Raw genomic sequence first — 25473 nt, forward strand, 5'->3', positions numbered from 1 at the left:
GCTGATCCGACCCGGTGATCTCCACCCGCGGGTGGAGATCACCGAGGCGTGGGATCCACCCACGATCCACCCCAGCGCCGATCTCCCGGCCCGCGCGGCTCCGTAGCGTCTGTGGTGTCGGCAGCACCCGCCGCCGACACCACTCCCTCTCGCTCACGGAGGCTCTGATGTCCGGGCTTGTCAACGCGCTCGTGATAGCGGCCGTCGTCGTTCTGGTGATTGTGCGGCAGTTCCGCGCGCAGCCGATCGGCACCGGGCGGCGCTGGTGGCTCCTGCCCGTGATCCTCGGTTTCGTGGCGCTGCGCGAACCGGGTCTCGTCGACAGCCACCACCCCACGACCTCCGTGACCCTCCTCGCCGTGGAACTGCTGGTGGGCCTCGCTATCGGAGCGGGCTGGGCCTGGACCACCCGCATATGGACCGAGCCCGACGGCACGGTCTGGAGCAAGAGCACGAAGACGAGCGTGGCCGTCTGGACCGTCGGCATCGCCGTGCGCGTCGGCCTCTACGCCCTCGGCTCGGCCCTCGGCGTGCACCAGCACAGCTCGGCCCTGCTCGTCGCCCTCGCCGCGACCCTCCTGGTCCGCTCCGGAATCCTGTACTGGCGGTCCCAGTCCCTCACCACGGCGACCGGTGCCGGCCCGGCGTACGGTGACCGCATGGCCCGCCCTGCCCGGAAGGAGCGTGTGTGACGCGGAACGCGTGGACGCGCTGGCCCTCACCTGAGGCGCTGGGACGGGCGGGAGTCACCCCGCCCAGGCGCCTGCTCGCCTGGGTCGTGCGGCTCCTTGTCCTCGGCGTGCTGCTGGGAGGCGTCTTCAGCAGCAGCCGTGCCCACGGCTGGGACGCCCTCATCGGCGTCGGCGTGGTCCTCCTGGCGGCGGCGACCGGCTGGTCGTTCTTCCGGACCACGCTCCAGCACCGCCTGTGGCCGTCCCTGGCGGCCGTACTGCTGCTCGAGGCCGTCGCCATCCCTGCCCACAGCTCCGGATTCCGGCTGCTGGCCCTGGCCGTCTGGTGCGGCTGCGTCGTCATCGCACTGGAACGGCTGCCGCTCGTCGCCGGTCTGCCGGTCGTCGCGGTGGGGCTCGGTCTGTACGGCGCCGTCAACAACGACAGCCCGTTGACCACCGTCATCACCGGAGTGGCGCTCGCCCTCGGCGGGTACACGCTGCGCCTGGACGCCGAGGCCAGGGGCGGGGCGCAGCGGCTGCTCGCCCAGGAGCGGGCGGCGCGGGCGGCGGAGGCGGAGTCGGCGGCGCTCGCGGAGCGGGCCAGGATCGCCCGCGAGATCCACGACGTCCTGGCCCACAGCCTCTCGGCGCAGCTCGTGCACCTGGAGGCGGCCAGGCTGCTGATCGAGCGGGGCGCCGGCCGGGAGCAGGTCCTCGACCGGGTGGTGGCGGCGCGCGGCATGGCGAGGGACGGTCTGGAGGAGACCCGGCAGGCGCTCTCCGCGCTCCGCGGTGAGCTGACCCCGCTGGAGGAGTTTTTGACGCAGTTGGTCGGTACGGCGGCGGCCGAGGTCGCCGTCACGGGGGAACGCAGACCCCTGACGGCCGAGGCGTCGCAGGCCGTTCGCAGGGTCGCCCAGGAGGCGCTGACCAACGTCCGCAAGCACGCGCCGGGGGCCAAGGTGCGGCTGCGGCTCGACTACGGCGAGCAGCAAGTCACGCTCGACGTGCGGGACTCCGGAGGGCCGCCGGGCGAACTGGCGGTGGCCGGCGCCGGGTACGGTCTGCTGGGCATGCGGGAGCGTGCCGAGTTGCTGGGCGGTTCGCTGGAGGCCGGCCCGGGTGAGGAGGGGTTCGTGGTGACGCTGAAGGTGCCCGCGTGACGGAAGCCGCGGAGAAGTCGGCCCGGGTGGTGGTCGCCGACGACCAGACCATCGTCCGCGAGGGCATCGTGATGCTGCTGGGGCTGCTGCCCGGCATCGAGGTCGTGGGCGCCGCGGGCGACGGCATCGAGGCCGTCCGGCTGGTCGCCGAACTGGCCCCGGACGTCGTGCTGATGGACCTGCGCATGCCCCGCTGCGACGGGGTCGAGGCGACCAGGCGCATCCGCGCGGAGTACCCGGGGACGCAGGTCGTGGTGCTGACCACGTTCGGGGACGACGACTCGCTGTTCTCGGCGCTGCGCGCGGGAGCACGCGGATATCTCACCAAGGACGCGGGCGGGGATGAGATCGTGCGGGCGGTGCGCAGCGTGCTCTCCGGGGAGGCCGGTCTGTCGCCGAGCATCCAACTCCGGCTGCTGGAGCGGCTGTCGGAGCCGGAACCGCCCACGGTGACGGTGGTGGCCGAGCCGCCCGACGGGCTGACCACGCGCGAGATCGAGGTGCTGGTGCTGATCGCCGAGGGCCTCAGCAACCAGGAGATCGCCCGCCAACTGCACGTCTCCACCGCGACGGTGAAGACCCACATCAACAACCTGTTCGCGAAGACGGGGCTCAAGGACCGTGCGCAGGCGGTGCGTTACGCGTACGCGAAACGACTCGCCCGCCCACCAGTGAATTGAGTCACCTGATGGGGTGAAGAGGCCCGGGAAGATGTGTCGGGGATCTTCCCGTTCTGTCCATCCTTGGGTATGCAGTCAAGTAACGGTCGCTCCCGCGGAGGCGGGAGCGCCGAGAGTTCGGCGAGTCAGGCCCAGCAGCAGGTGGGCCGCCAGCGCAGCCCCATCGAACCATCCGAAGGAGCCGGGTACGACGACCCCTGGTACGACGCACTCGCCTCCGGCTGGGGCGAGTTGGCCGGAACCGGCGGTCCCGCGCCGCTGCCCACACCCGAGGTCGTGCCACCCCGCCCGACGGCCGCCGAGCAGGCCGCCGCCACGGCCGACATCTACCTGGAAGTCCAGCGCAGCGCGGCCTTCCGTGAAGTCCGCAGCAGGTACCGGAGGTTCGTGGTGCCGGCCTGCGCGATCTTCTTCTCCTGGTACGTGGCGTACGTGGTGACGGCGACGGCGGCGCCCGGTCTGATGGCGGTGCGCGTGGTCGGTTCGGTGAACGTGGCGATGGTCGCGGGCCTCGGGCAGTTCCTCAGCACCTTCGTGCTCGCCTGGGCCTACGCCCGGCACGCGCGGCTGCGCCGGGACCGGGCCGCGCTCGAACTGCGGTGGGACACACAGGAAATGACGCGCGGCCTGCGGGGCGGTGCCTGATGACCGGTCATCACCAGACGCTGGCACTCGCCCTGTTCAGCGCTTTCGTCGCCGTCACTCTCGGTATCACGACCTGGGTGAGTCGCAAACGGCACGGCTCGGCCGAGGAGTTCTACGCGGGCGGGCGTCTCTTCTCGCCCATGGAGAACGGTTTTGCCATCGCGGGCGACTACGTGTCCGCCGCGTCGTTCCTGGGGATCTCCGGGCTCATCGCGCTCTTCGGGTACGACGGCCTGCTGTACGCGGTCGGCTTCCTGGTGGCGTGGCTGGTCGTGCTGTTCCTCGTGGCGGAACTGGTGCGCAACTGCGGGCGGTTCACCCTCGCCGACGTCGTCGCGGCCCGGATGAGCGAGCGGCCGGTGCGGATCGCGGCGGGAACGTCCTCGGTCACCGTGTCCGTCCTCTACCTGGTGGCGCAGATGGTCGGCGCGGGCAGTCTGGTCGCGTTGCTGCTCGGCGGCACGAGCGGCGCCGCGCGGGACTGGACGGTCGTCGGTGTCGGGGCGCTCATGGTGATCTACGTGTCGTTGGGAGGGATGCGGGCCACCACCTGGATCCAGATCGTGAAGGCGGTCCTGCTGCTCGGCGGCACCGTGGCGCTCACCGCGCTCGTCCTGGTGCGGTTCCACGGCGACTTCGGGCGGCTGCTGTTCACGGCGGCGGAGCGCAGCGGGCACGGGGACGCCTTCCTGGTGCCCGGCCTGAAGTACGGCGGGGACTGGACGGCCCGTCTCGACTTCATCAGCCTCGGGCTCGCGCTGGTGCTCGGCACGGCGGGTCTGCCGCACATCCTGTCGCGCTTCTACACCGTGCCGACGGCGCGGGCAGCGCGTCGTTCCGTGCTCTGGTCGATCGGGCTCATCGGCGGCTTCTACCTGATGTCGATCGTGGTCGGCTTCGGCGCGGCGGCGATCGTGGGACCTGACGCGGTGCGCGAGTCCAACGCGGCGGGCAACACCGCGGTGCCGCTGCTCGCCCTCGACCTCGGAGGCGGCGCCAACTCCACCGGCGGCACCGTGCTGTTCGCGGTCGTCGCCGCCGTGGCGTTCGCGACGATCCTGGCGGTGGTGGCCGGCATCACGCTCGCCTCCTCGGCGTCCGTCGCGCACGACCTGTACGCGTCACTGCGGCGCTCTCACGCCAAGCAGCGCAGCGAGGTGGCCGTCGCGCGGGTCGCGGCGGTCGGTGTCGGCCTGGTCGCCATCGCCCTCGGGCTGCTCGCGCGGGATCTCAACGTCGCCTTCCTGGTCGGCCTCGCCTTCGCGGTCGCCGCCTCCGCGAACCTGCCGGTGCTGCTCTACTCGCTGTTCTGGCGCGGCTTCACCACCCGGGGCGCGGTGTGGTCCGTATACGGCGGGCTCGTTCCCGCGCTGCTGCTCGTGGTGCTGTCGCCGGTGGTCTCGGGCAGCCCCGAATCGCTGTTCCCCGGCGCCGACTTCCAGTACTTCCCGCTCCAGAACCCCGGCCTCGTCTCGATTCCGCTGGGCTTCCTCGCGGGCTGGCTCGGCACCGTCACCTCCGCCGACGCCCCCGACGAGGCCAAGCACGCCGAGACCGAGGTGCGTTCGCTGACGGGGGCCGGCGCCGTCTGACAGTGGAGTGACCGGCGCGTCCGGTGCGCGTCGACGTCGACGTCGGGTGATCGACGTCGGCCGGCGTGCCGGGCGCCGGGCACCTCGTTCCGAACGGTGTGGGTGGCTTCCGTGGGTCTACGGGGCCACCCACGCGTACAGGTGCTCCGGGCGGCCCGTGTCGCCGTACTTGAGCGACAGGCGCAGCCGGCCGGCCTGTTCCAGGTGGCGCAGATAGCGCTGGGCGGTGGAACGGCTCAGGCCGGTCTCCGCTGCGACCTCGTGGGCCGAGAGCGGATGCGGGGCATGGTGCAGGACGCGGCAGATCAAGTCCGTCGTCGGCTCCGAGTGCCCACTGGGCAGGCCAGGTGAGGACGGCGCCTGCGTGGTGCGCAGCGCGCCGAAGATGCGGTCCACCTGCTCCTGGCCCGCGACACCCCGGCCGCCGACCCGTTCGACGGTGCGGCGCAGGGCCGCGTACGAGTCGAGACGGGTGCGCAGCGCGGCGAACGTGAACGGCTTGACCAGATAGTGCAGCGCGCCCAGCCGCATCGCGGCCTGGACGGTCGTCACGTCGTCGGCCGCCGTGATCATGATGACGTCGGTGCCGTGCCCCTGTTCCCGCATGTCGTGGACGAGTTCGAGGCCCGTCCTGTCCGGCAGATAGTGGTCGAGGAGGACGAGGTCGATCGTTCCCCGTTGCACGCTGGCCAGTGCCTGGGCAGCACTGTGCGCGCGGGCGGCGACCCGGAAACCGGGAACCTTTCCCACGTACCTCGCGTTGATCTCGGCGACGCGGAAATCGTCGTCCACGACCAGGACGTCAATCATCGGGCCTCTTTCTCTCAAGGCCATGCGGGCGTTAAGCCCATGTTTCGGCTCCGCTGTTGTAGCGCGAGCAAAACGAGCACAACAGGTTGCTGCAGGCAAAAGAACGGCATGTGCCCACAAGGCTGCTGCTGTGGCCCACGCCACTCCTACCGTCCCGGCCATGAGCGCAGACACCAGCCCCGCCATCGAGCTGCGGGGCGCGAGCAAAACGTTCAGGACCCCGTCCGGGGGACTGCACACGGCCGTCAGGGGCCTGGACCTCACGGTCGGGCGCGGCGAGTTCGTGGCGGTCGTCGGCCCCACCGGCTGCGGCAAGTCGACGACGCTGACGCTGGTCAGCGGGTTGGAGGAGCCCACCGAGGGCGAGGTGCTGGTCGCCGGTGAGCCGGTGAACGGGGTCGGCGACAAGGTCGGCTTCGTCTTCCAGCAGGACGCCACCTTCCCCTGGCGCACGGTCCTGTCCAACGTCATGGCCGGGCCGCGGTTCCGCGGGGTGCCCAAGGCGGAGGCGAAGCAGCGGGCCCGTGAGTGGCTGGCCCGGGTCGGGCTCTCCGCGTTCGAGGACCGCTACCCGCACCAGCTCTCCGGCGGCCAGCGCAAGCGCGTCGCCCTCGCCGCGACCTTCGTCAACGACCCCGAGATCCTGCTGATGGACGAGCCGTTCTCCGCGCTCGACGTGCAGACCAGGGCCCTGATGTCGGACGAACTCCTCGAACTGTGGGAGGGCACCCGCGCCTCGGTCGTGTTCGTCACCCACGACCTGGAGGAGTCGATCGCGCTGGCCGACCGGGTCGTCGTGATGACCGCCGGGCCCGCCACCGTCAAGCAGGTCTTCGACATCGACCTGCCCCGTCCGCGCCGCGTCGAGGAAGTACGTCTGGAGGCGCGGTTCATCGAGATCTACCGCGAGATCTGGGAGTCCCTCGGCGAAGAGGTCCGCATCACCCGTGAGAGGGGCGCCGCCCATGTCGCCTGACACCCTGCCCCAGACCGCGGCCGCGCCGGCCGCCGCGGGGCCCGAGAAGACGGACCGCGCGCACTCACGCGCGCGTGCCGCACGCAGACGCAAGATCATCGTGGGCAGCGCCCGCGCCCTGCTCCTGGTCCTCGTCCTCGGCCTCTGGGAGGTGCTCTCCCGGGCCAAGGTGATCGACACGTTCAACTTCTCCATGCCGTCGAAGATCTGGGACCAGATCTACACCTGGGTGACGCACGGCACCGCCCTCGGCTCCCTGGGCGAGCAGATCTGGTACACGCTGTACGAGGCGCTGCTCGGCTGGATCATCGGTGTGGTCGCCGGTGTCGTCTTCGGTATCGCGCTGGGGCGGATCACCTTCCTCGCCGATGTCCTTGGTCCATACATCAAGGTGCTCAACTCGATCCCCAGGATCGTCCTCGCGCCCATCTTCGTCATCTGGTTCGGCCTGGGACCCGCCTCCAAGGTGGCGTCCGCCGTCGTCCTGGTCTTCTTCCCGGTGTTCTTCAACGCCTTCCAGGGCGCCCGCGAGGTCGACCGCAACCTGGTCGCCAACGCGCGGATCCTCGGCGCGAGCGATCGCAGGGTGACCCTTCAGGTCGTCATCCCCTCCGCCACCTCATGGATCTTCACCAGCCTCCATGTGAGCTTCGGCTTCGCCCTCATCGGCGCCATCGTCGGCGAGTACATCGGCGCGACCAAGGGCATCGGCCTGCTCGTCGCGCAGTCCCAGGGCACCTTCAACGCGGCCGGTGTGTACGCCGCGATGGTCATCCTGGCGGTCGTCGCCCTGGTCGCCGAAGGGCTGCTGACCTTCGCCGAGAGCCGCATCTTCCGGTGGAAGCCGTCGGACTCCGACAGCTGACCCCGCCCCGCCGCCGCTTCCCCCCTCCCGCATCGCCTTCTCACAAGGACGTGAACGTCATGCGCACCATCGCCAGACACGGCGCCCTGGCCGCCGCCGGCCTGCTCTGCCTCTCCGCCCTCACCGCCTGCGCCAACGAGGCGTCCAGCACCGCGTCGAGCGGCAAGGGCGACGGCAAGGGGACGAAGGTCAAGATCATGGTCGGTGGCCTGGACAAGGTCATCTACCTGCCCGCCATGCTCACCCAGCGGCTCGGCTACTTCGACTCCGAGGGCCTCGACGTGGAGCTGCTGAGCGAGCCTGCCGGTGTCCAGGCGGAGACCGCGCTCGTCTCCGGCCAGGTGCAGGGCGCCGTCGGCTTCTACGACCACACCCTCGACCTCCAGACCAAGGGCAAGATCGTCGAGTCCGTGGTGCAGTTCTCGCACGCCCCCGGCGAGGTCGAGATCGTCTCCAACAAGGCGTCACAGAAGATCACTTCGGCCAAGGACTTCAAGGGCAAGAAGCTCGGGGTCACCGGGCTCGGCTCGTCCACCGACTTCCTCACCAAGTACCTCGCGGTCAAGAACGGCGTGAAGGTCAGCGACTTCACGCCGGTCGCCGTCGGCGCGGGGCCGACGTTCATCGCCGCGCTGGAGAAGGGCGCCATCGACGGCGGGATGACGACCGACCCGACCGTCGCGACGATCCTCGACAAGAAGGCCGGGAAGGTCCTGCTGGACATGCGGACGCCCGAGGGGTCGCAGGAGGCGCTCGGCGGACCGTATCCGTCGTCAAGTCTGTACATGCAGACGGACTGGGTGAACGGACACAAGGACACCGTCCAGAAGTTGGTCAATGCATTCGTCAAGACGCTCAACTGGATGTCCACCCACAGCGCCTCCGAGATCGCCGACAAGATGCCCGCCGACTACAAGCAGGGCAACGGCATCCTCTACGCCAAGGCCATCGGCAGCACCCTGCCGATGTTCACCAAGGACGGCGTGATGCCGGAGAACGGTCCCGAGACCGTCGAGAGGGTGCTCAAGGCGTTCAACCCCAACATCAAGAACGCCAAGGTCGACCTCGCCAAGACCTACACCAGCGAGTTCGTCGAGAAGGCCAAGGGCTGAGGTCCGCGCGGGAGGCGAGCCACGCTCCCGCCGGTCGGCGAGCCACGCTCCCGCCGGTCTCTCCCGCCGGCCCCGCCCTCAGACGCGGGTCGCCCACACGTAACGGTGTTCCGGGCGGCCCGCTTCGCCGTACTTGAGCGTCAGCCGGGCCCGTCCGGTCCGCTCCAGCAGCTTCAGATAGCGCTGGGCGGTCTGCCGGCTCACGCCCGTGCGCTCGGCGATCTCCTGGGCGGACAGCGGCCCTTCGGCGTTCATCAGGGAGCGCCGCACCAGCTCCGCCGTGGTCGGCGAGTGCCCCTTGGGCAGCCCCGGCTCCGAGGACGCGGACAGCGCCCCGAAGATGCGGTCCACCTCGGCCTGTTCGGCCTCGCCGCCGCCGTCCAGCGTGCGGCGCAGCTCCCCGTACGCCTCCAGCTTCGCGCGCAGCCCCGCGAACGCGAACGGTTTGACGAGGTACTGCAGGGCGCCCTGCCGCATGGCGGCCTGCACCGTCGACACGTCACGGGCCGCCGTCACCATGATCACGTCGGTCTGATGGCCGCGCCTGCGCATCTCCTGGACGACGGCGAGACCCGTGTCGTCGGGCAGGTAGTGGTCCATGAGGACGAGATCGAGGCCGGGCAGCGCCTCCAGCTCGCGCAGCGCCTCGGCCGCGCTGTGCGCCTGTCCGGCGACATGGAAGCCAGGCACCTTCTCCACATAGGCGGCGTTGACCCGGGCGACCCGGGTGTCGTCGTCCACGACCAGGACCTGGATCATCGCGACTCCTCTTCGAGCGGAAGGCCGGCACGTGCGGTCAGGACCGGCTCGGGCGCCGCGTCGGTCAGCGCCTCGGGGAGGACGACGGTGAACTCGGCGCCGCCGCCCGGAGCGTCGCCGACCGTCGCGCTGCCGCCCTGGCGTTCGGCGAGCCTGCGCACCAGGGAGAGGCCGATGCCCCGCTCGCGGTGGGCGGGCGGCTCCTTGGTCGACCAGCCCTCGGTGAAGATCAACTCATGCTGCGCGGCCGGAATCCCGGGCCCGGTGTCGCGCACGCGGAGGACGGCGGTGCGGCCCTCGGCGCGCAGTTCGACCTCCACGCGCGCGTGCGGTGTCGCCGCCACCGCGTCCAGCGCGTTGTCCACCAGGTTGCCGACGATCGTGACGAGCCCCCGGGGATCGACGAGCCGGTCGGGCAGCCGGGTGCGGTCGGACACCCACAGGGCGACCCCGCGCTCGGCGGCGACGGTGGCCTTGCCGACCAACAGGGCGGCCAGCAGCGGGTCCTGGATCTTCTCGGTGACCTGTTCCGCGGTCGCGCGATGGTCGCCGACCACCTCGCCGACGAACTCCACGGCGTCGTCGAACATCTCCAGTTCGAGCAGCCCCAGCAGCGTGTGCATACGGTTGGCGTGCTCGTGGTCCTGGGCGCGCAGGGCGTCGATCAGGCCGCGCGTGGAGTCGAGTTCACGGCCGAGCTGCTCCAGTTCGGTGCGGTCGCGCAGGGTGGCGACGGCGCCGCCGTCGTCGGTGGGCATCCGGTTGGCGACCAGGACGCGCTGGCCGCGCACGGTCAGCAGGTCCGTGCCGGTCACCCGCCCGGCCAGGATGTCGGCGGTGCGTCCCGCGCCGAGCGCCTCGTCGGGCGGGGTGCCGACGACCGTGTCGTCGATGCCGAGGAGACGGTGCGCCTCGTCGTTGAGGAGCCGGATGCGGCCGCCGCGGTCGAGCGCGACGACGCCTTCGCGGATGCCGTGCAGCATCGCCTCGCGCTCCGAGAGCAGCCCCGAGATGTCGGAGAAGGCCAGGTCGCGGGTCTGCCGCTGGACCCGGCGGGAGATCAGCCAGGCGGCCAGGGCACCGACCGCGAGGGCGCCGCCCGCGTAGGCGAGCAGCCCCGGGATGGCGCTCAGCAGCCGGGCCCGGACGCCGTCGTAGGCGATACCGACCGAGACCGCTCCGACGAGAGTGCCGTCGGAGGCCCTCAGCGGCACCTTGCCGCGCGCGGAGCGGCCCAGGGTGCCGCTGTCGATCTCCATGACCTCCCGGCCGGCCAGAGCCTCGCTGGGGTCGGTGGAGACGGTCCTGCCGATCTGCCGGACGTCCGTGTGCGACCAGCGCACTCCCCGCCAGTCCAGCACCACGATGTACTCGGCCCTGGTGGCTTTCCTGATCCGCTCGGCCGCCCGCTGCACCGGTCCGCCGACGGTCGGCGCGGTGGTCTCCAGGTCCCGCGCGATCTGCGGGTCCTCCGCCGTCGTCTGCGCGATGGCGAGGGCGCGCTGCATCGCCTCGTGGTCCAGCTGCCTGCTGAGCGGTTCGAGGAAGAGCCCGGTCACGAGCACGGCGACCCCCGCGGCGATCGCCACCTGCATCAGCAGCACCTGCGAGAACGCCCGTCTCGGCAGTCCGAGGCGCATCCGGCGCGCGGGGGGAGTGGTGCTCATACCCATGACGGTACGTGCAGGTGTGCGAGGTGCCGTAGGGGTGTGGCGTGGATCTCTTGATCAATATATTGCGTTGCCGTGATCAACACTTGATGTGGTGGTTGACGGATCGGTTGACAGATTGATGTGGCGGGTGACGGATCATGCGGTGGTTGACGCGTTGATCCGCTCAACCCGTCTGATCCGTCAAGCAATCCGTCTGATCCGCCAAGCGGCTGTCCATGGTCAGCGGCCCGCGCTTCCCGCCGGGACCAGTTCCCGCACCGACACGACGTCCATGCGCGCGGGCGACCCGAGGACCGACGTCCCGCAGGTCTCCTGCCTGGGCGGCAGCGACGCCCCCTGGGCCACCACGACCCGCCAGTGGCGCCCGTCGGTGTGGGCGACGGTGACGTCCCAGCGCGGCGCCGCGCCCTCCGTGCGGACGACGCTCAGTACGTCCGCCGTGTCCTCCCGCAGCGCGGTCCGCACCGCCAGCTCGGCGGCCTGCCCCGGCCGCTCCCAGGCCGAGCATCCGCGGCAGCCCTCGGTGACGATCCGTCCCTCCTGGACGCTGTGCAGGATCTGCTTCACGGCGTGCGCCTCGGCGCGCCCGTAGGCGTAGCCGTACGGCAGGACCAGCAGCGTCGGCGAGAAGCGGTGTCCACCCAGATGGGTGACCTCCCAGGCGCCCTCCACCCCGGAGGCGGCGAGTTCGGCGGCGAGCGGACGGCCGAGCAGGGCGCAGCAGCGGTCCCGCTTGCCGTTGGTGCAGACGAGCGCGAGCGGGTCGCCCGGGTGCGGGCCGCCGCCGAGGACCGTGTCGAAGCCGTGGTGGTCGCCCTCGCCGAGCGCGCGGAAGTCGAGGGAGAGCAGTTCGCGCGGGTCGCGGGTGGTGGCGGAGTGCAGCCAGACCCGGCCGGGGACGGTGTGCGCGGCGTACACCCGGCGCTCCGAGGGACCACCGGGGTCGGCGTGCCGGCCCGGCCTGCGGATGAGGGCGACCCGGACACCCGTGCCCTCGGCGGCGGCCTCCAGGGCGCGGCCGACCTCGGGGTCGAGGCGGCTCGACGTGAGCGCCTTCGCACCCCAGGGACCTGGCTGTTCCACCAGCAGCCAGGTGCTCGCGGTGGCCGCGGTTCCCGACAGGGGCTCGTCGAGCGCCTGGGAGACAGTTGCGCACGTACTCACAGAGGTGAGCCTAACCTGACTTGCCCTGCGGCGACTTCCGGTGGGCTCGTCGCCTGGTCCGGAAGGGTGGCCTTCCGAGGACAGGACGTCCGCTACTGCGCAGGCCGCAGGGGTGGAGCGAGGCAGAGGCCGTGGCCTTCCGAGGGCAGGACGTCCACTACGCCTACGGCCTCGGCGGGCAGCGCCGTCCACGGTGACCTACCGGGGCGGGACGGCTGCTAGGGGAGCGGCTGGGGCGGCCTCGGGCCCACGTAGTGCCCGCTCGGCCGCATGCGCAGCGGGCGTTCCTGGTACTCCTCCAGGGCGTGCGCGATCCAGCCCGCCGTTCGGGCGACGGCGAAGATCGTCTCGCTGGCCGTGGCCGGCATGCCGCTGGACGCGGTGAACACCGCGAGGGCCAGGTCCACATTGGCGTGCAGAGGGGTGTGGCGGGCGGCGGTGGCCACGATGTCGCGGGCCGCCGCGAGGGCGGGAGCGGCGTCCGGGACCTCCTCCAGCAGCGAGAACAGCACCCGCGCGCGGGGATCCTCGCCCGTGTAGAGACGGTGGCCGAGCCCCGGGACCCGGCGTCCCGCGCGCAGCGCCTCCGCGATCACCGGGGCGGCGTCGCCCTGGTCGAGGAGCGTCCGGTGGGCGAGTCCGCCGGCCGCTCCGTGCAGCGGGCCCTCCAGGACGCCGAGTCCCGCGGAGACGGCCGCGTACGCGTGCGCGCGGGCCGACGCGGCGACCCGCACGGCGAGCGTCGAGGCGGCGAGGTCGTGGTCGACGAGCAGGGCGAGCGCGGTGTCCAGCACCCGCAGGGAGACCGCGTCGGCGTCCCGCCCGGTCAGCCGCGCCCACAGCCTGCGGGCCAGCGGGCCGGTGTCCCGGTGGCCGCGGCGGGCCGGCGGCAGGGCGGCGACGAGGGTGGGGATGAGCGTGCGCGCGGTGCCGAGCACGGCGTCCTCGGAGAGGTCGAAGCGCAGCGGGTCGGCGGCCGCGGCCGCGATCGCGGCGACCCTCAACCGGTCGGTGGGGCCGGTGTGTTCGGGCAGCGCGTCGACGGCGCGACGGGCGACGGCGACCGAGGCGGCCGGGGCTCTGAACTCGACGCCTGGCTCCATCCGGCCGGTCCACAGCCACTCGGCGACCTCTTCGTAGGAGTGCCGCAGGGCGAGTTCGGTGGCGTCGATCCCCCGGAAGTAGTAACGATCCGCTTCGATGAGGGTGACGCGGGTGCGTACGGACAGCTCGCCGCCGGTGTGCTGACTCCCCGCGCTCTCCCGCTTGTTGCGTCGGGCGAGCGCCGTCACCTCCGCGGTGTCGAAGGTGCTGCCCCGGCCGCCCGGGACGCGGTGGCTGCTGAGCTGGCCGCGGCTCACGTACGCGTACACGGTCTCGGGCTTCACGCCCAGCAGTTCGGCGGTCTCCCGGGTGGTCAGCCGCCGCTCGGCGAGGCTCGGGGAGGGCTCTGGATCGCGCATGGCCACACCGTATCGGCAGGCGGACAGGTGGATTCGCGCATTGAGCGAGTCAATGTTGATGGAATCCGAGTCAAGTATGGACCGGTGCCTCAAGCCCATCCGCGCCGCGAAACCTGGCCCATCCGCGCCGCGAAACCCGGCCCATCGGCCCGCGGAGCCTCGGCCCATCGGCCCATCGGCCCGCGCAACCCCGACCCATCGGCACCGCGAACCCGCCCCGTCCGGCCGCCGGTGAGACCCTGCCCCCGCAGCCCGCAGCCCGCAGCCCGCAGCCCGCAGCCCGCAGCCCGCAGCCCGCAGCCCGCAGCCCGCAGCCCGCAGCCCGCAGCCCGCAGCCCCATGGCGGACGCGGCGGACGCGGCGGACGCGGTGGGCGCGGGGGACACCGTGAACGCGGTGGGACCGGCGCGAGGCTCGCTCAAGGCAGGGCTCGCTCAGGGCGGCGCGGGCGAGGCGTGGCGCCGGTCGCGGAAAGCCGCGGAAAGCCGCGGAAAGGGGCTTCAGGCGCGCGGAATGTCCTTGCGGGCGCGGATCAGCGTCTCGCGGGTGATGACGACGATGCTCTCGTCGTCGGCCCTGGCGGCGTCGGCGGGGAGTTTCGCGTCGAGCTGTGCCGTGGCTTCCGTCCCGATCACGGCGAAGTTGCCGTCACTGAGTTCGAAGATGTCGGGGCAGGTCTGTCCCGATGTGCTGCCTCGCGCGAACGGAGAATCACCGATCCGCCGTACGATGTCCACCATTGTCTCGACCTTTCAGACTGGGACCTTCGGCTCAAGGTCGTGCCGCCCGCCGGCGTCCCGCCGATGAGTGGGGGACACCGGGGCCGTCGATGTGCGAACGAACGAAAACCGCAAACGAACGAAAATCCCGAACGTGCGAAAACCGGAAACGAACCAATACAGACTGACGGAACAGGCGCCTGTGCGGAGGGAAATGCCTTCCGTCGCCTATGCGTCGGGGATGTCAGCCTTCGCGTGCATCAAGGTCTCGCGGGTGACCACGACAATGCGTTCGTAGTCGGCCCGTGAGGCATCGGAAGGGAGATGGGCGTCGAGTTCGTCGGTGACGTCCGTGCCGATGACAGCGAACCTTCCGTCGGACAGCTCGAAAATATCGGGGCAATTGGCGCCTGTCGCGCTTCCCCGGGCGCTGGGCGGTGTACCGATCCGGCGGGTGATCTTGCTCACTGTTCTGGTGTTCCTTCGTGCGTCGAGGCAGATTGCGCGGTGGTGCAGCGCGGTGCGATGCGACCCGGTAGGGCCACGGCCTCGGCAACCGGGCGGCGGGGGACAGCGGTTCGGCGGGGATCGGCCCGTTCCGCAGGGTGCGGAGAAGTCAACCTTGTCGGCATCTGGGGAAACGCGGCGGTTTACAGGTTCGTTATCGCCCAATCGCGTGATGTGCGCGGCAACACGGCTCCCGGATCGTACGCGGTGTGGCAGGGGGCGGGGAACGGCCACCGTTACTCGGACGGTGGGTCGCCGACCACCCACCACTCGTCGGAGTCCGTTTCCTCCAGTTTGGCGAGAAGGTCGTCGACCATACGTCCGAGTTTGGCTTCCTCGGATCTGTGGGTCAAAGTCGCCCGGTGCGGATGAGTCGCGTACCAATACTCTCGGAACACGGGATTCTGGAGCATGCTCCGGGCGAATCCGAAGAACTCCTCGCGGGTCATGTTACCCATGCGGTAGTAGCAGAGCGCATTGGTGTACAAGGCGTTCGCGAAGAGGAACTGGCGCTGCTTTCTGGGGCTGACGGTGCCGTTGTAGGCGTCCAGGACCTCGGCGAGTTCCGGGTCGTCCATGGCTTTGCTCAGCAGTTCCCAGTGGAGACGCTGTTGGTGGGCGAAGTTGCTCTGCCGCCGGGCCTTGGAGGCGTCCTCCAGATGCTCGATCCAGCTGTGCAGGGCGCGGAGCGCGGGTCGCTGGCAGGCGAGGGTGGCGGCGGCACCTGCCACCAGACCGACGCCCGCCGAGGCGACGACCCTCAACCTCCGAAGGCCCATGTTCCGTGTTGCCATGTCACTCCCCGTTTTTCAGGCGGCCGTCCGCCGGTCGTCGGGGTGCGGGGTCGACTGAGGGGGGACCGGCGAGCGGTGGGCGGCGCATGCCGCCTCCCAGGGTGCCGATCGAGCGGAGCCTCGGGGAGGCGGAGAAGAGGCGCACGGAGGGAAGCGAGGGTCGCACGAACCGGCGCCCTGCCCTGGGTCCGCTCCGTCACGGCCGTCGGGGAGCGCGCGCCGCACGGTGCTCCGTCCGGCTCGTATCCTGGGTCCGCATTCCGTTTCCGCGGGTGCGCCGGGACCGTGGCCCGGCGCACGCATCGGCGTGAGAGAGGCAGGGCGCGGTATGACGTCGGGTCGGAGTCCCCGCCAGATCCCGGTGGTCGTGCTCGCCGGATTCCTGGGTTCCGGCAAGACCACCCTGCTCAACCACCTCCTGCACCACAGTGGTGGCAGCCGGATCGGCGCGATCGTCAACGACTTCGGGGCCATCGAGATCGACGCCATGGCCGTCGCGGGGGCGCTCGGTGACTCCACCGTCTCGCTCGGCAACGGCTGTCTCTGCTGCGCCGTCGACGTCGCCGAACTCGACACGTACCTCGACCGGCTCGCCCGGCCCGCCGCCGGCATCGACGTCATCGTCATCGAGGCGAGCGGCCTCGCCGAGCCGCAGGAACTGGTCCGCATGGTCCTCGCGAGCGAGCAGCCGGGGATCGTGTACGGGGGGCTCGTGGAGGTCGTGGACGCCGTCGAGTTCGACGGCACGCGCGCGAAGCACCCCGAGATCGACCGGCATCTCGCCCTCGCCGACCTGGTCGTCGTCAACAAGCTGGACCGGACCTCCGACGCCGAACGGGTGCTCGCCCTGGTCGGCTCGCTGGTCGACGGCGCGGCCGTCGTCCCCGCCTCCTGGGGCCGTGTCGACCCGGAGTTCCTCTTCGACTGCCGGCCCCGCACGGAGCGTGTCGGGCAGCTCTCCTTCGACGACCTCCACGACCGCGGCGCGCACGACCACGCGGGCCATCTGCACGCCTCCTACGACAGCGTGTCCTTCACCTCGGGCACCGACCTCGACCCGCGCCGGCTGATGGCGTTCCTCGACAGCAGGCCCGAGGGGCTCTACCGGATCAAGGGGTACGTCGATCTCGGCGCCCACGACCCGCGCAACCGCTACGCCGTGCACGCCGTCGGACGGTTCCTGCGCTTCTACCCCGAGCCGTGGGGCGCGGCCGACGACCGGCTCACCCAGCTCGTCCTCATCGGTTCCGGCATCGACGCGCCCGCCCTGCGCAAGGAGTTGGAGGCGTGCGAGAGCGACGGCCCGCAGACCGCCGACGAGCGCGCCATGTGGGGCGTGCTGCGCTATGTGCCCGACTCCGAGGCGGAGCCGAGCGAAGCGGCGTGGGCCGACCCGGCCGATCCCGCCCACCCCGCCGCACGCGCGTAGCCCGGCAGGACCACCGGCCCGTGGAGGCGTCCTCCACCAGGAAGGACCCGGCGAGGCCGGGCCTGGAAGCGCTGCCCTGCGGACCCGGCCGAGTCGGTGCGGTCGACGACGCCCGAACGGTCCTGTCGGAGCCATGTGAACCGGTGCGGGGGAGACAGCCACCATGGCCGCTCCGCCCGAACCGGTGCGGCGGAGACAGCCACCGTGGCCGCTCCGCCCGCCCCACCGACTACAGCGGCCCCGCCACCACCGACACCGTCTTCGGCAGCGAGATCCCCGAGCCGTCGCGGCGCGGGTCGATCTCCGGGAGGTCGACCGGAGTGCCGTTCTTCTGCGCCGCCTTGGCCGGTACGGCACCGGCCCAGGCCAGCGACAGGCAGTCCTCGCCCTTCAGGAACCGCTGGCAGCGCACGCCCCCGGTGGCCCGGCCCTTGCGCGGATACTGGTCGAACGGCGTCAACTTGGCCGTCGTCTGCACCGAGTCGTCCAGGGTGCCGCGCGAGCCCGCGACGGTGAACACCACGGCGTCCGCCGCCGGGTCGACGGCCGTGAAGGAGATGACCTTCGCGCCGTCGGTCAGCTTGACGCCCGCCATACCGCCCGCCGGACGGCCCTGCGGGCGCACCTGCGCCGCCTGGTAGCGCAGCAACTGGGCGTCGTCCGTGATGAAGACGAGATCCTCCTCGCCGGTGCGCAGCTCCACCGCGCCGACGATCCGGTCACCGTCCTTGAGGGTGATGACCTCCAACTCGCCCTTGTTGGACGGGTAGTCGGGGACCACCCGCTTGACGATGCCCTGCTCGGTGCCGAGGGCGAGACCGGGGGAGGACTCGTCGAGCGTCGTCAGGCAGACCACCGTCTCGCGGTCCTCCAGGGTGACGAACTCGGCGAGCGGCGCCCCGCCCGAGACGTTGGGCGCGCTCGCCGTCTCCGGCAGCTGCGGCAGGTCCACGACGTTGATCCGCAGCAGCCGCCCCGACGACGTGACCGCGCCGATCTCACCGCGGGTCGTGGCCGGCGCCGCCGACACGATCACGTCGTGCTTGGCACGCCGTGCCTCGCCGTCGTCCTCGGGGAACGGCTCGCCGTTCGCCGTGCGGGCCAGCAGCCCCGTCGAGGAGAGGAGCACCCGGCAGGGGGCGTCGGCGACCTGGAGCGGCACGGTGGCCGCCGGGGTGCCGGACGCCTCCAGCAGGACCGTGCGCCGCTCGGTGCCGAACTTCTTGGCCACCGAGGCCAGTTCGGCCGAGACCAGCTTGCGCAGCTCCGCGTCCGAGTCCAGGATCCGGGTCAGCTCGGCGATCTCCGCGTTCAGCCGCTCCTTCTCCGACTCCAGCTCGATGCGGTCGAACTTGGTGAGCCGGCGCAGCGGCGTGTCGAGGATGTACTGGGTCTGGATGTCCGACAGGCCGAAGCGCTCCATCAGGCGCTCCTTGGCCTGCGCGGAGTTCTCGCTCGACCGGATCAGCCGGATGACCTCGTCGATGTCGACGAGCGCGGTGAGCAGGCCCTCGACCAGGTGCAGGCGGTCGCGCCGCTTCTTGCGGCGGTACTCGCTGCGCCGCCTGACGACCTCGAAGCGGTGGTCGAGGTAGACCTCGAGCAGCTCCTTGAGACCCAGCGTCAGCGGCTGGCCGTCCACCAGCGCCACGTTGTTGATGCCGAAGGACTCCTCCATCGGCGTCAGCTTGTAGAGCTGCTCCAGGACGGCTTCCGGCACGAAGCCGTTCTTGATCTCGATGACCAGGCGCAGGCCGTGCGCGCGGTCGGTGAGGTCCTTGACGTCGGCGATGCCCTGGATCTTCTTCGCGCCGACCAGGTCCTTGATCTTCGCGATCACCTTCTCCGGGCCGACCGTGAAGGGCAGTTCGGTGACGACCAGGCCTTTGCGGCGGGCGGTGACGGTCTCGATCTCGACCGTGGCGCGGATCTTGAAGGTGCCGCGGCCCGTCGCGTACGCGTCCCTGATGCCGGACAGGCCGACGATCCGGCCGCCGGTGGGCAGGTCGGGACCCGGCACGTGCTTCATCAGGGTGTCCAGATCCGCGTTCGGGTAGCGGATCAGGTGGCGGGCGGCCGAGACGACCTCGGCGAGGTTGTGCGGCGCCATGTTCGTCGCCATACCGACGGCGATGCCCGAGGCGCCGTTCACCAGGAGGTTCGGGAACGCGGCGGGCAGGGCCACCGGCTCCTGCTCCTGGCCGTCGTAGTTCGGCGCGAAGTCGACGGTGTCCTCGTCGATCGACTCCGTCATCAGGCTCGTCGCCTCGGCCTGGCGGCACTCGGTGTACCGCATGGCGGCCGGCGGGTCGTCGTTGCCGAGCGAGCCGAAGTTGCCGTGGCCGTCGACCAGCGGCAGCCGCATCGAGAACGGCTGGGCCATCCGCACCAGGGCGTCGTAGATCGACGCGTCGCCGTGCGGGTGGAGCTTGCCCATCACCTCGCCGACGACGCGCGCGCACTTCACGTAGCCGCGGTCGGGGCGCAGGCCCATCTCGTTCATCTGGTAGACGATGCGGCGGTGGACCGGCTTGAGGCCGTCGCGCGCGTCGGGCAGGGCTCGGGAGTAGATGACCGAGTACGCGTACTCAAGGAAGGAGCCCTGCATCTCGTCGACGACGTCGATGTCGAGGATCTTCTCCTCGTACGAGTCGTCGGGCGGCGGGGTCTTCGTGCTGCGGCGGGCCATCGCTGCCGGCTCCTCCTGTGTTCTGGTGGCTGGGGCGTGGGCAAGATCTGCCACGGACCATTGTGGACCGAACCACTGACAACGCTGACAGCGGCGGCGGCGCCGGGCGGCGCCCAACACGCTGAGCACGCCGAAAGCGCGGCCGGGCGCTGTGACCACCCGACCTCGGCTCGGCTGCCCGCAGGCTACGCGATCCGCTGTGGGCGTATGTCGTCCGGGAACTTCGCCGCCGGTCCGCACGCTTGCATACAGTGGCGGGACCGGCGGGGGAACCGCGGTTCCGACCACCGCATCCGCGATCGAAGGGACGTACATGCCGATGGGTCACACGGCCACCAACCAGGCCGGCTCCGGGGGCCTGACAGCGACCGAGCACCGCCTGGCCAACGGTCTGCGCGTGGTGCTCTCCGAGGACCACCTGACCCCGGTCGCGGCGGTGTGCCTCTGGTACGACGTGGGCTCACGCCACGAAGTCAAGGGGCGTACCGGTCTGGCTCACCTCTTCGAGCACCTGATGTTCCAGGGCTCGGGCCAGGTCAAGGGCAACGGACACGCCGAGATGGTGCAGGGCGCCGGCGGATCGTTCAACGGCACCACCAGCTTCGAGCGGACCAACTACTTCGAGACCATGCCGGCCCACCAGTTGGAGCTGGCGCTCTGGCTCGAGGCGGACCGGATGGGCTCGCTGCTCGTCGCCCTGGACGAGGAGTCGCTGCAGAACCAGCGCGACGTCGTCAAGAACGAGCGCAGGCAGCGCTACGACAACGTGCCCTACGGCACCGCGATCGAGAAGCTGGCCGCCCTCGCCTTCCCCGACGGCCACCCCTTCCACCACACGCCGATCGGCTCGATGGCCGACCTGGACGCGGCGACGCTCGACGACGCGCGCGCGTTCTTCCGGACGTACTACGCGCCCAACAACGCGGTCCTCTCGATCGTCGGCGACATCGACCCGGAGCAGACGCTCGCCTGGGTCGAGAAGTACTTCGGCTCCATCGCGTCCTACGACGGCAAGCCCGCACCCCGGGACGGCTCGCTGCCCGACATCATCGGCGGCGAACTGCGCGAGGTCGTCGAGGAGAAGGTCCCCTCGCGCGCGCTGACGGCCGCCTACCGGCTGCCGGAGGACGGCACGCGCGCGTGCGACGCCGCGGACCTCGCGCTGACCATCCTGATCGGCGGCGAGTCGTCGCGGATCTACAACCGGCTGGTGCGCCGCGACCGTACGGCCGTCACCGCCTGGGGCGGGCTGTGGCGGTTCGCCGGTGCCCCCTCCCTCGGCATCGTCGACGTGAAGACGTCGGGCGAGGCGGAGGTCGCCGCCGTGGAGCGCGCGGTCGACGAGGAGCTGGCCCGGTTCGCCGCCGAGGGTCCGACGGACGAGGAGATGGAGCGCGCCCAGGCCCAGTTGGAGCGCGAGTGGCTCGACCGGCTGGGCACGGTCCACGGCCGCGCCGACGAACTGTGCAAGTACGCCGTCCTGTTCGGCGACCCGCAGCTCGCCCTCAGCGCCGTCGGACGCGTCCTCGACGTGACCGCGGCCGAGGTCAAGCAGATCGCCGAGGAGCGGCTGCACCCGCGCAATCGCGCCGTCCTGGTCTACGAGCCCACCGAACCGACCGGGGACGACGCCGACGAGGCCGCGGCCGCGGCGACCGACGAGACCGAGGAGGCGGCCCGGTGACCGAGCTCGCGACGATGGAATTCCACCCCCAGCCGCAGGGCGGCGAACCCAAGGTCTGGGCGTTCCCCGCACCCGAGCGCGGCACCCTCGCCAACGGCCTGACGGTGCTGCGCTGCCACCGCCCCGGCCAGCAGGTCGTCGCCGTCGAGATCTCCCTCGACGCGCCCCTGGACGCCGAGCCGGCCGCGCTCGAAGGCGTCGCCACGATCATGGCGCGGGCGTTCTCCGAGGGCACCGACAAGCACTCCGCCGAGGAGTTCGCGGCCGAACTGGAGCGCTGCGGCGCCACGTTGGACGCGCACGCCGACCACCCCGGGGTCCGGATCGCCCTCGAGGTGCCCGCCTCCCGGCTCTCCAGGGCGCTCGGGCTGCTCGCCGACGCGCTGCGGGCGCCCGCCTTCGCCGACAGCGAGATCGAGCGGCTGGTCGACAACCGGCTCGACGAGATCCCGCACGAGACGGCGAACCCGTCCCGGCGCGCCGCCAAGGAGCTGGCCAAGGAGCTGTTCCCGGCCGACTCCCGGATGTCCAGGCCCCGGCAGGGCACCGAGGAGACGGTCCGCGCCATCGACTCGGCGGCCGTCCGCGCCTTCTACGAGCGCAACGTCCGCCCGGCGACCGCCACCGCGGTGGTCGTCGGCGACCTCACCGGCATCGACCTCGACGCCCTGCTCGCCGACACCCTGGGCGCCTGGACGGGCGCCGCGGGCGAGCCGAGGCGGATGCCGCCGGTGACCGCGGACGACCGGGGGCGCGTCGTCATCGTCGACCGGCCCGGAGCCGTCCAGACGCAGCTGCTCATCGGGCGTCTGGGCGCCGACCGGCACGACCGGGTGTGGGCACCCCAGGTGGTCGGCACCTACTGCCTCGGCGGCACCCTCACGTCCCGTCTCGACCGCGTCCTGCGCGAGGAGAAGGGCTACACCTACGGAGTGCGGGCGTTCAGCCAGGTGCTGCGGTCGTCGGCGGACGGCACCGGGGTCGCGATGCTCGCCATCAGCGGCTCGGTCGACACGCCGAACACGGGGCCGGCTCTCGACGACCTCTGGAAGGTGCTGCGCGGGGTCGCCGCCGAGGGGCTGACGGACGCCGAGCGGGACGCCGCCGTGCAGTTCCTGGTCGGTGTCGCGCCGCTCAAGTACGAGACCGCGGCGGCCGTCGCGGGCACGCTGGCCGACCAGGTCGAGCAGCATCTGCCCGACGACCACCAGGCCACCCTGTACCGGCAGTTGGCGGCCACCGGCACCGTGGAGGCGACCGCGGCGGTCGTCAACGCGTTCCCGGTCGACCGGCTGGTGACGGTCCTGGTCGGTGACGCCGCCGCGATCGAGGAGTCCGTCGCGGCGCTCGGCATCGGCGAAGTGAGCGTCGTCGCGGCCGAGTAGCGGGCGCGGCGCGCACGCGCGCGCGTGCCGGGGCCCCGGTGACGGAGACGTCATCGGGGCCCTTTCGTGTCCGAATTGGGGGAGAGGCTGCCTGTCTGCCCTGTGGGATGCGCAACAAAAACAGTGATCTGTTTGAGGATCGAAAGTGGGCCCGTCTACGGTCTCCCCGACTGTTCGTCAGCCACCGCGCCGCATCCGCGGCACCGGGCAGTCATCGCCGAGTCCCCGTACGGCGCGAGCCAGGGGAGCCGGGGACCCACCTGTGTCCCTGGGGTGAATCGGACGCCCATGCCCGTCGTGGGGGCCCGTAGGAGACCTTCCTGCTCCGAACCCGTCAGCTAACCCGGTAGGCGAGAGGGAAGGAAAGGAACACCCACCACATGGCGTTCAGTCACGCCGTAGGGAAGCACCGCCGGCCCAGCCGGATGCAGCGCGGCACCGCCCGCGCCGCGGGTGTCGCGGCCCTCGCCACCACCGGAGTGGTCGGCACCCTGGCCGCGCCGGCGATGGCGGCGGAGAACGCGGTCGAGCAGACCGGACTGACCCCCGTCATCTCCCTCGGCGACACCGTGGCCGACCAGATCGACGCCCAGGCCGCCGCGCAGCAGCAGGCCGCCGAGGTGGCCGCCCGCAAGCAGGCCGCCCAGGAGGCCGCGCGCAAGCTGGCCCAGGAGAAGGCCGAGCGGGAGCGGGCCGACCGGCAGCGCGCCGCCCGTGAGGCCGAGCGCAAGCGCCTCAACACCTTCGTGCTGCCGATCAGCGGCTCCTACGTCTCCACGAGCTACCAGGCGGGCAGCTCCCTGTGGTCGTCGGGCAGCCACACCGGTGTCGACTTCCACGCCTCGACCGGCACCTCCGTGCACGCGGTCGGCTCCGGCACCGTCGTCGAGACCGGCTGGGGCGGCGCCTACGGCAACCAGATCGTCCTCAAGATGGCCGACGGCACGTACACGCAGTACGGGCACCTGTCGTCGATCGGCGTCTCGGTGGGCCAGACCGTCACCCCCGGGCAGCAGATCGGCCTCTCGGGCGACACCGGCAACGTCACCGGGGCGCATCTGCACTTCGAGGCCAGGACCACCGCGGAGTACGGCTCCGACCTGGACCCGGTCGCCTACCTCCGGGCACACGACGTGAACATCTGAGGACGCACCGCAGGACCGTGAGAAGCCCCGGCTCGGACGAGCCGGGGTTTTCGTCGTTTCCGGCACCCTGCTGTCCAAAAAATATCCATGGATTCCGGCCCCCCATCGGAAATTCCCGCTCATTGCAATAGAGTCACGGAACACGCGTCAATCGGCGACGTTTCACGGGCATTAAGGCGGAGGTCGGTCATGCGTATTCCGGCGCACTCGGTGTGCACGGCCATCCGGGACGACATCGTCGCCGGTGTCTACGAGCGCGGCGGCCGGCTCACCGAGGAACTGCTCGCCCGCCGCTACGGCGTCTCCCGGGTCCCGGTGCGCGAGGCGCTGCGCACCCTGGAGGCCGAGGGGTTCGTCGTCACCCGCAGGCACGCGGGCGCGTGCGTGGCCGAACCGACCGAGCAGGAGGCCGCCGACCTCCTGGAGATGCGCATGCTCCTGGAGCCGCTGGGCGCCTCCCGGGCCGCGCAGCGCCGCACGGAGGCCCACCTCAAGGTGTTGCGCGGCCTGGTCAGGCTGGGCCAGGAGCGGGCCAGGAGGGGCAACAGCGAGGATCTGCGCTCCCTGGGGGGATGGTTCCACGAGACCCTCGCCCAGGCCGCGGGCAGCCCCGCGCTGGCCTCCGTGCTGACCCAGCTGCGGCACAAGATCGCCTGGATGTACGCCGTGGACGCGCCGCTCAGCCCGGTGGAGTCCTGGGCTGAGCACGGCGCGATCGTGGACGCCGTGACCCGTGGCGACGCCGAGCGGGCCCGCTCGATCACGGCCGGGCACACCGAGCGCTCGACCGCGGCCCACCGGCTGCGCTTCGGCACCCAGGAGCGCGCCGACCGTGTGAGGAACTCGCAACATCCCGTAAACATGTCGGGCCTCCGGCATTAACACGGGCACCGTATACAAAGAAGAGTAATTCGGTGGACGGGTAATTCGGCTGCCCGAATTCGCGCCCGCGGGAATTCTCGACGGCGCGTCACGGGCGTGCCCGGAATCGAGAACGCCGGTGTGCGCCCCGAACACCGCAATACCACCGGCGCGCGCCGAGCGGAGAAACGGCGAAGCCGCGCCACCCGGGAAGGGCGGACGCGGCTCCGGCGTTTCGCGCGGCTGCTCAGACCGTCTCCGGCAGCTCCTCCAGGCCCTCGGCGACCAGCTTCGCCAGCCGGTCGAGAGCGGCGTCCGCGCCCTCGGCGTCGGAGGCCAGGACGATCTCCTCGCCCCCCTGGGCGCCCAGGCCCAGGACGGCCAGCATGGACGCGGCATTGACGGGGTTGCCGTCGGCCTTGGCGATCGTCACCGGGACGCCGGTGGCCGTGGCGGCTCGGACGAAGAGGGAGGCGGGACGGGCGTGGAGGCCCTCGGCCCAGCCGACGTTGACGCGGCGCTCAGCCATGTGATGCTGCCCTTCATATCTCAGGGTTGTCTAGACCAGTTTCCCACACGTGAGCGACCCCGGAGCGGACACACGTCCCTCAGGAGCCGGTCGCCGGGCCGCGGCCTCGGCCCGCCGTCCGTCCTGTCCGCCCCCGGAGCGGCCCGCCGCGGTCC

The 25473-nt window shown here is 71.4% G+C and carries 23 protein-coding genes and 1 riboswitch; of the genes, 13 read left to right on the forward strand and 10 right to left on the reverse strand.

Going from position 1 to position 25473, the window contains the following annotated elements; translation table 11 throughout:
- The first annotated feature begins 167 nt into the window (after positions 1 to 167).
- From DDJ31_RS28135 to DDJ31_RS28155, 5 genes are all read left to right on the forward strand, one after another.
- Complete coding sequence (locus tag DDJ31_RS28135) at positions 168 to 692, forward strand: CcdC protein domain-containing protein (protein WP_127177589.1); 525 nt, start codon at positions 168 to 170, stop codon at positions 690 to 692.
- Entirely contained in the window at positions 689 to 1837 is a 1149-nt protein-coding gene (locus DDJ31_RS28140) for a sensor histidine kinase (protein ID WP_127177588.1), read from the forward strand. Before DDJ31_RS28135 ends, DDJ31_RS28140 begins: the two co-directional genes overlap by 4 nt.
- The gene (locus DDJ31_RS28145; protein ID WP_127177587.1) at positions 1834 to 2517 is read left to right on the forward strand and encodes a response regulator transcription factor; all 684 of its coding nucleotides are present in this window, start codon (positions 1834 to 1836) and stop codon (positions 2515 to 2517) included. Before DDJ31_RS28140 ends, DDJ31_RS28145 begins: the two co-directional genes overlap by 4 nt.
- Positions 2518 to 2586: 69 nt before the next feature.
- Complete coding sequence (locus tag DDJ31_RS28150; protein WP_127177586.1) at positions 2587 to 3162, forward strand: DUF485 domain-containing protein; 576 nt, start codon at positions 2587 to 2589, stop codon at positions 3160 to 3162.
- Positions 3162 to 4754, forward strand: a complete 1593-nt coding sequence (locus DDJ31_RS28155; RefSeq protein WP_127177585.1) for a solute symporter family protein — start codon at positions 3162 to 3164, stop codon at positions 4752 to 4754. The genes DDJ31_RS28150 and DDJ31_RS28155 overlap by 1 nt, the downstream gene beginning before the upstream one ends.
- A 117-nt stretch (positions 4755 to 4871) precedes the next feature.
- On the opposite strand, the gene DDJ31_RS28160 is transcribed toward DDJ31_RS28155, so the two are convergent.
- Positions 4872 to 5564, reverse strand: a complete 693-nt coding sequence (locus tag DDJ31_RS28160; RefSeq protein ID WP_127177584.1) for a response regulator — start codon at positions 5562 to 5564, stop codon at positions 4872 to 4874.
- 160 nt (positions 5565 to 5724) lie between these two features.
- On the opposite strand from DDJ31_RS28160, the gene DDJ31_RS28165 reads away from it, so the two are divergent.
- The 3 genes from DDJ31_RS28165 to DDJ31_RS28175 are packed head-to-tail and all read left to right on the forward strand — an operon-like array spanning position 5725 to position 8517.
- On the forward strand, positions 5725 to 6540 hold the full coding sequence (locus tag DDJ31_RS28165) for an ABC transporter ATP-binding protein (RefSeq protein ID WP_127177583.1): 816 nt from the start codon (positions 5725 to 5727) through the stop codon (positions 6538 to 6540).
- Positions 6530 to 7405 carry an ABC transporter permease gene (locus DDJ31_RS28170; protein WP_127177582.1) on the forward strand — a complete coding sequence of 292 codons (876 nt, stop codon included), beginning with the start codon at positions 6530 to 6532 and terminating at the stop codon, positions 7403 to 7405. The genes DDJ31_RS28165 and DDJ31_RS28170 overlap by 11 nt, the downstream gene beginning before the upstream one ends.
- Before the next feature lie 59 nt (positions 7406 to 7464).
- Entirely contained in the window at positions 7465 to 8517 is a 1053-nt protein-coding gene (locus tag DDJ31_RS28175) for an ABC transporter substrate-binding protein (protein ID WP_127177581.1), read from the forward strand.
- A gap of 78 nt (positions 8518 to 8595) precedes the next feature.
- Here the strand turns inward: DDJ31_RS28175 and DDJ31_RS28180 are convergent, their stop codons facing one another.
- The 7 genes from DDJ31_RS28180 to DDJ31_RS28210 form a co-directional block, all read right to left on the reverse strand.
- Positions 8596 to 9276, reverse strand: a complete 681-nt coding sequence (locus DDJ31_RS28180; RefSeq protein ID WP_127177580.1) for a response regulator — start codon at positions 9274 to 9276, stop codon at positions 8596 to 8598.
- Positions 9273 to 10943, reverse strand: coding sequence for an ATP-binding protein (locus DDJ31_RS28185; protein ID WP_127177579.1), 1671 nt, complete (start codon positions 10941 to 10943; stop codon positions 9273 to 9275). The genes DDJ31_RS28180 and DDJ31_RS28185 overlap by 4 nt, the downstream gene beginning before the upstream one ends.
- Positions 10944 to 11168: 225 nt before the next feature.
- The gene (locus DDJ31_RS28190) at positions 11169 to 12113 is read right to left on the reverse strand and encodes a sucrase ferredoxin (RefSeq protein WP_127177578.1); all 945 of its coding nucleotides are present in this window, start codon (positions 12111 to 12113) and stop codon (positions 11169 to 11171) included.
- A gap of 218 nt (positions 12114 to 12331) precedes the next feature.
- Positions 12332 to 13576, reverse strand: coding sequence for a citrate synthase (locus tag DDJ31_RS28195; protein WP_127177577.1), 1245 nt, complete (start codon positions 13574 to 13576; stop codon positions 12332 to 12334).
- Positions 13577 to 14076: 500 nt separating this feature from the next.
- Entirely contained in the window at positions 14077 to 14313 is a 237-nt protein-coding gene (locus tag DDJ31_RS28200; RefSeq protein WP_127182572.1) for a hypothetical protein, read from the reverse strand.
- Between the two features lie 210 nt (positions 14314 to 14523).
- Entirely contained in the window at positions 14524 to 14763 is a 240-nt protein-coding gene (locus DDJ31_RS28205) for a hypothetical protein (protein ID WP_127177575.1), read from the reverse strand.
- A gap of 275 nt (positions 14764 to 15038) precedes the next feature.
- Positions 15039 to 15596, reverse strand: a complete 558-nt coding sequence (locus DDJ31_RS28210) for a DUF6082 family protein (protein ID WP_127177574.1) — start codon at positions 15594 to 15596, stop codon at positions 15039 to 15041.
- Between the two features lie 328 nt (positions 15597 to 15924).
- Here DDJ31_RS28210 and DDJ31_RS28215 point away from each other — a divergent pair, with 328 nt between their 5' ends.
- Complete coding sequence (locus tag DDJ31_RS28215) at positions 15925 to 17025, forward strand: CobW family GTP-binding protein (protein WP_127177573.1); 1101 nt, start codon at positions 15925 to 15927, stop codon at positions 17023 to 17025.
- 229 nt (positions 17026 to 17254) lie between these two features.
- Here the strand turns inward: DDJ31_RS28215 and DDJ31_RS28220 are convergent, their stop codons facing one another.
- Positions 17255 to 19714: a DNA gyrase/topoisomerase IV subunit A gene (locus DDJ31_RS28220; RefSeq protein WP_127177572.1), complete on the reverse strand. Its 2460-nt coding sequence runs from the start codon at positions 19712 to 19714 to the stop codon at positions 17255 to 17257.
- Between the two features lie 313 nt (positions 19715 to 20027).
- On the opposite strand from DDJ31_RS28220, the gene DDJ31_RS28225 reads away from it, so the two are divergent.
- The 4 genes from DDJ31_RS28225 (at position 20028) to DDJ31_RS28240 (ending at position 24810) form a co-directional block, all read left to right on the forward strand.
- On the forward strand, positions 20028 to 21398 hold the full coding sequence (locus DDJ31_RS28225; protein ID WP_127177571.1) for a M16 family metallopeptidase: 1371 nt from the start codon (positions 20028 to 20030) through the stop codon (positions 21396 to 21398).
- Complete coding sequence (locus DDJ31_RS28230) at positions 21395 to 22783, forward strand: M16 family metallopeptidase (protein ID WP_127177570.1); 1389 nt, start codon at positions 21395 to 21397, stop codon at positions 22781 to 22783. The genes DDJ31_RS28225 and DDJ31_RS28230 overlap by 4 nt, the downstream gene beginning before the upstream one ends.
- Before the next feature lie 205 nt (positions 22784 to 22988).
- A riboswitch (cyclic di-AMP (ydaO/yuaA leader) is annotated at positions 22989 to 23151 on the forward strand.
- A gap of 12 nt (positions 23152 to 23163) precedes the next feature.
- Positions 23164 to 23928 (forward strand): M23 family metallopeptidase, encoded by a 765-nt coding sequence (locus DDJ31_RS28235; RefSeq protein ID WP_127177569.1) that lies wholly within the window; start codon positions 23164 to 23166, stop codon positions 23926 to 23928.
- A gap of 189 nt (positions 23929 to 24117) precedes the next feature.
- Complete coding sequence (locus tag DDJ31_RS28240) at positions 24118 to 24810, forward strand: GntR family transcriptional regulator (RefSeq protein ID WP_127177568.1); 693 nt, start codon at positions 24118 to 24120, stop codon at positions 24808 to 24810.
- A 226-nt stretch (positions 24811 to 25036) separates the two neighbouring features.
- Here the strand turns inward: DDJ31_RS28240 and DDJ31_RS28245 are convergent, their stop codons facing one another.
- A complete protein-coding gene (locus DDJ31_RS28245; protein ID WP_093832108.1) occupies positions 25037 to 25318 on the reverse strand; it encodes an HPr family phosphocarrier protein in 282 nt (93 codons plus the stop codon).
- Positions 25319 to 25473 lie beyond the last annotated feature (155 nt).

Origin of the sequence: Streptomyces griseoviridis (assembly GCF_005222485.1) — a bacterium.
GTDB classification, from domain to species: domain Bacteria; phylum Actinomycetota; class Actinomycetes; order Streptomycetales; family Streptomycetaceae; genus Streptomyces; species Streptomyces hintoniae.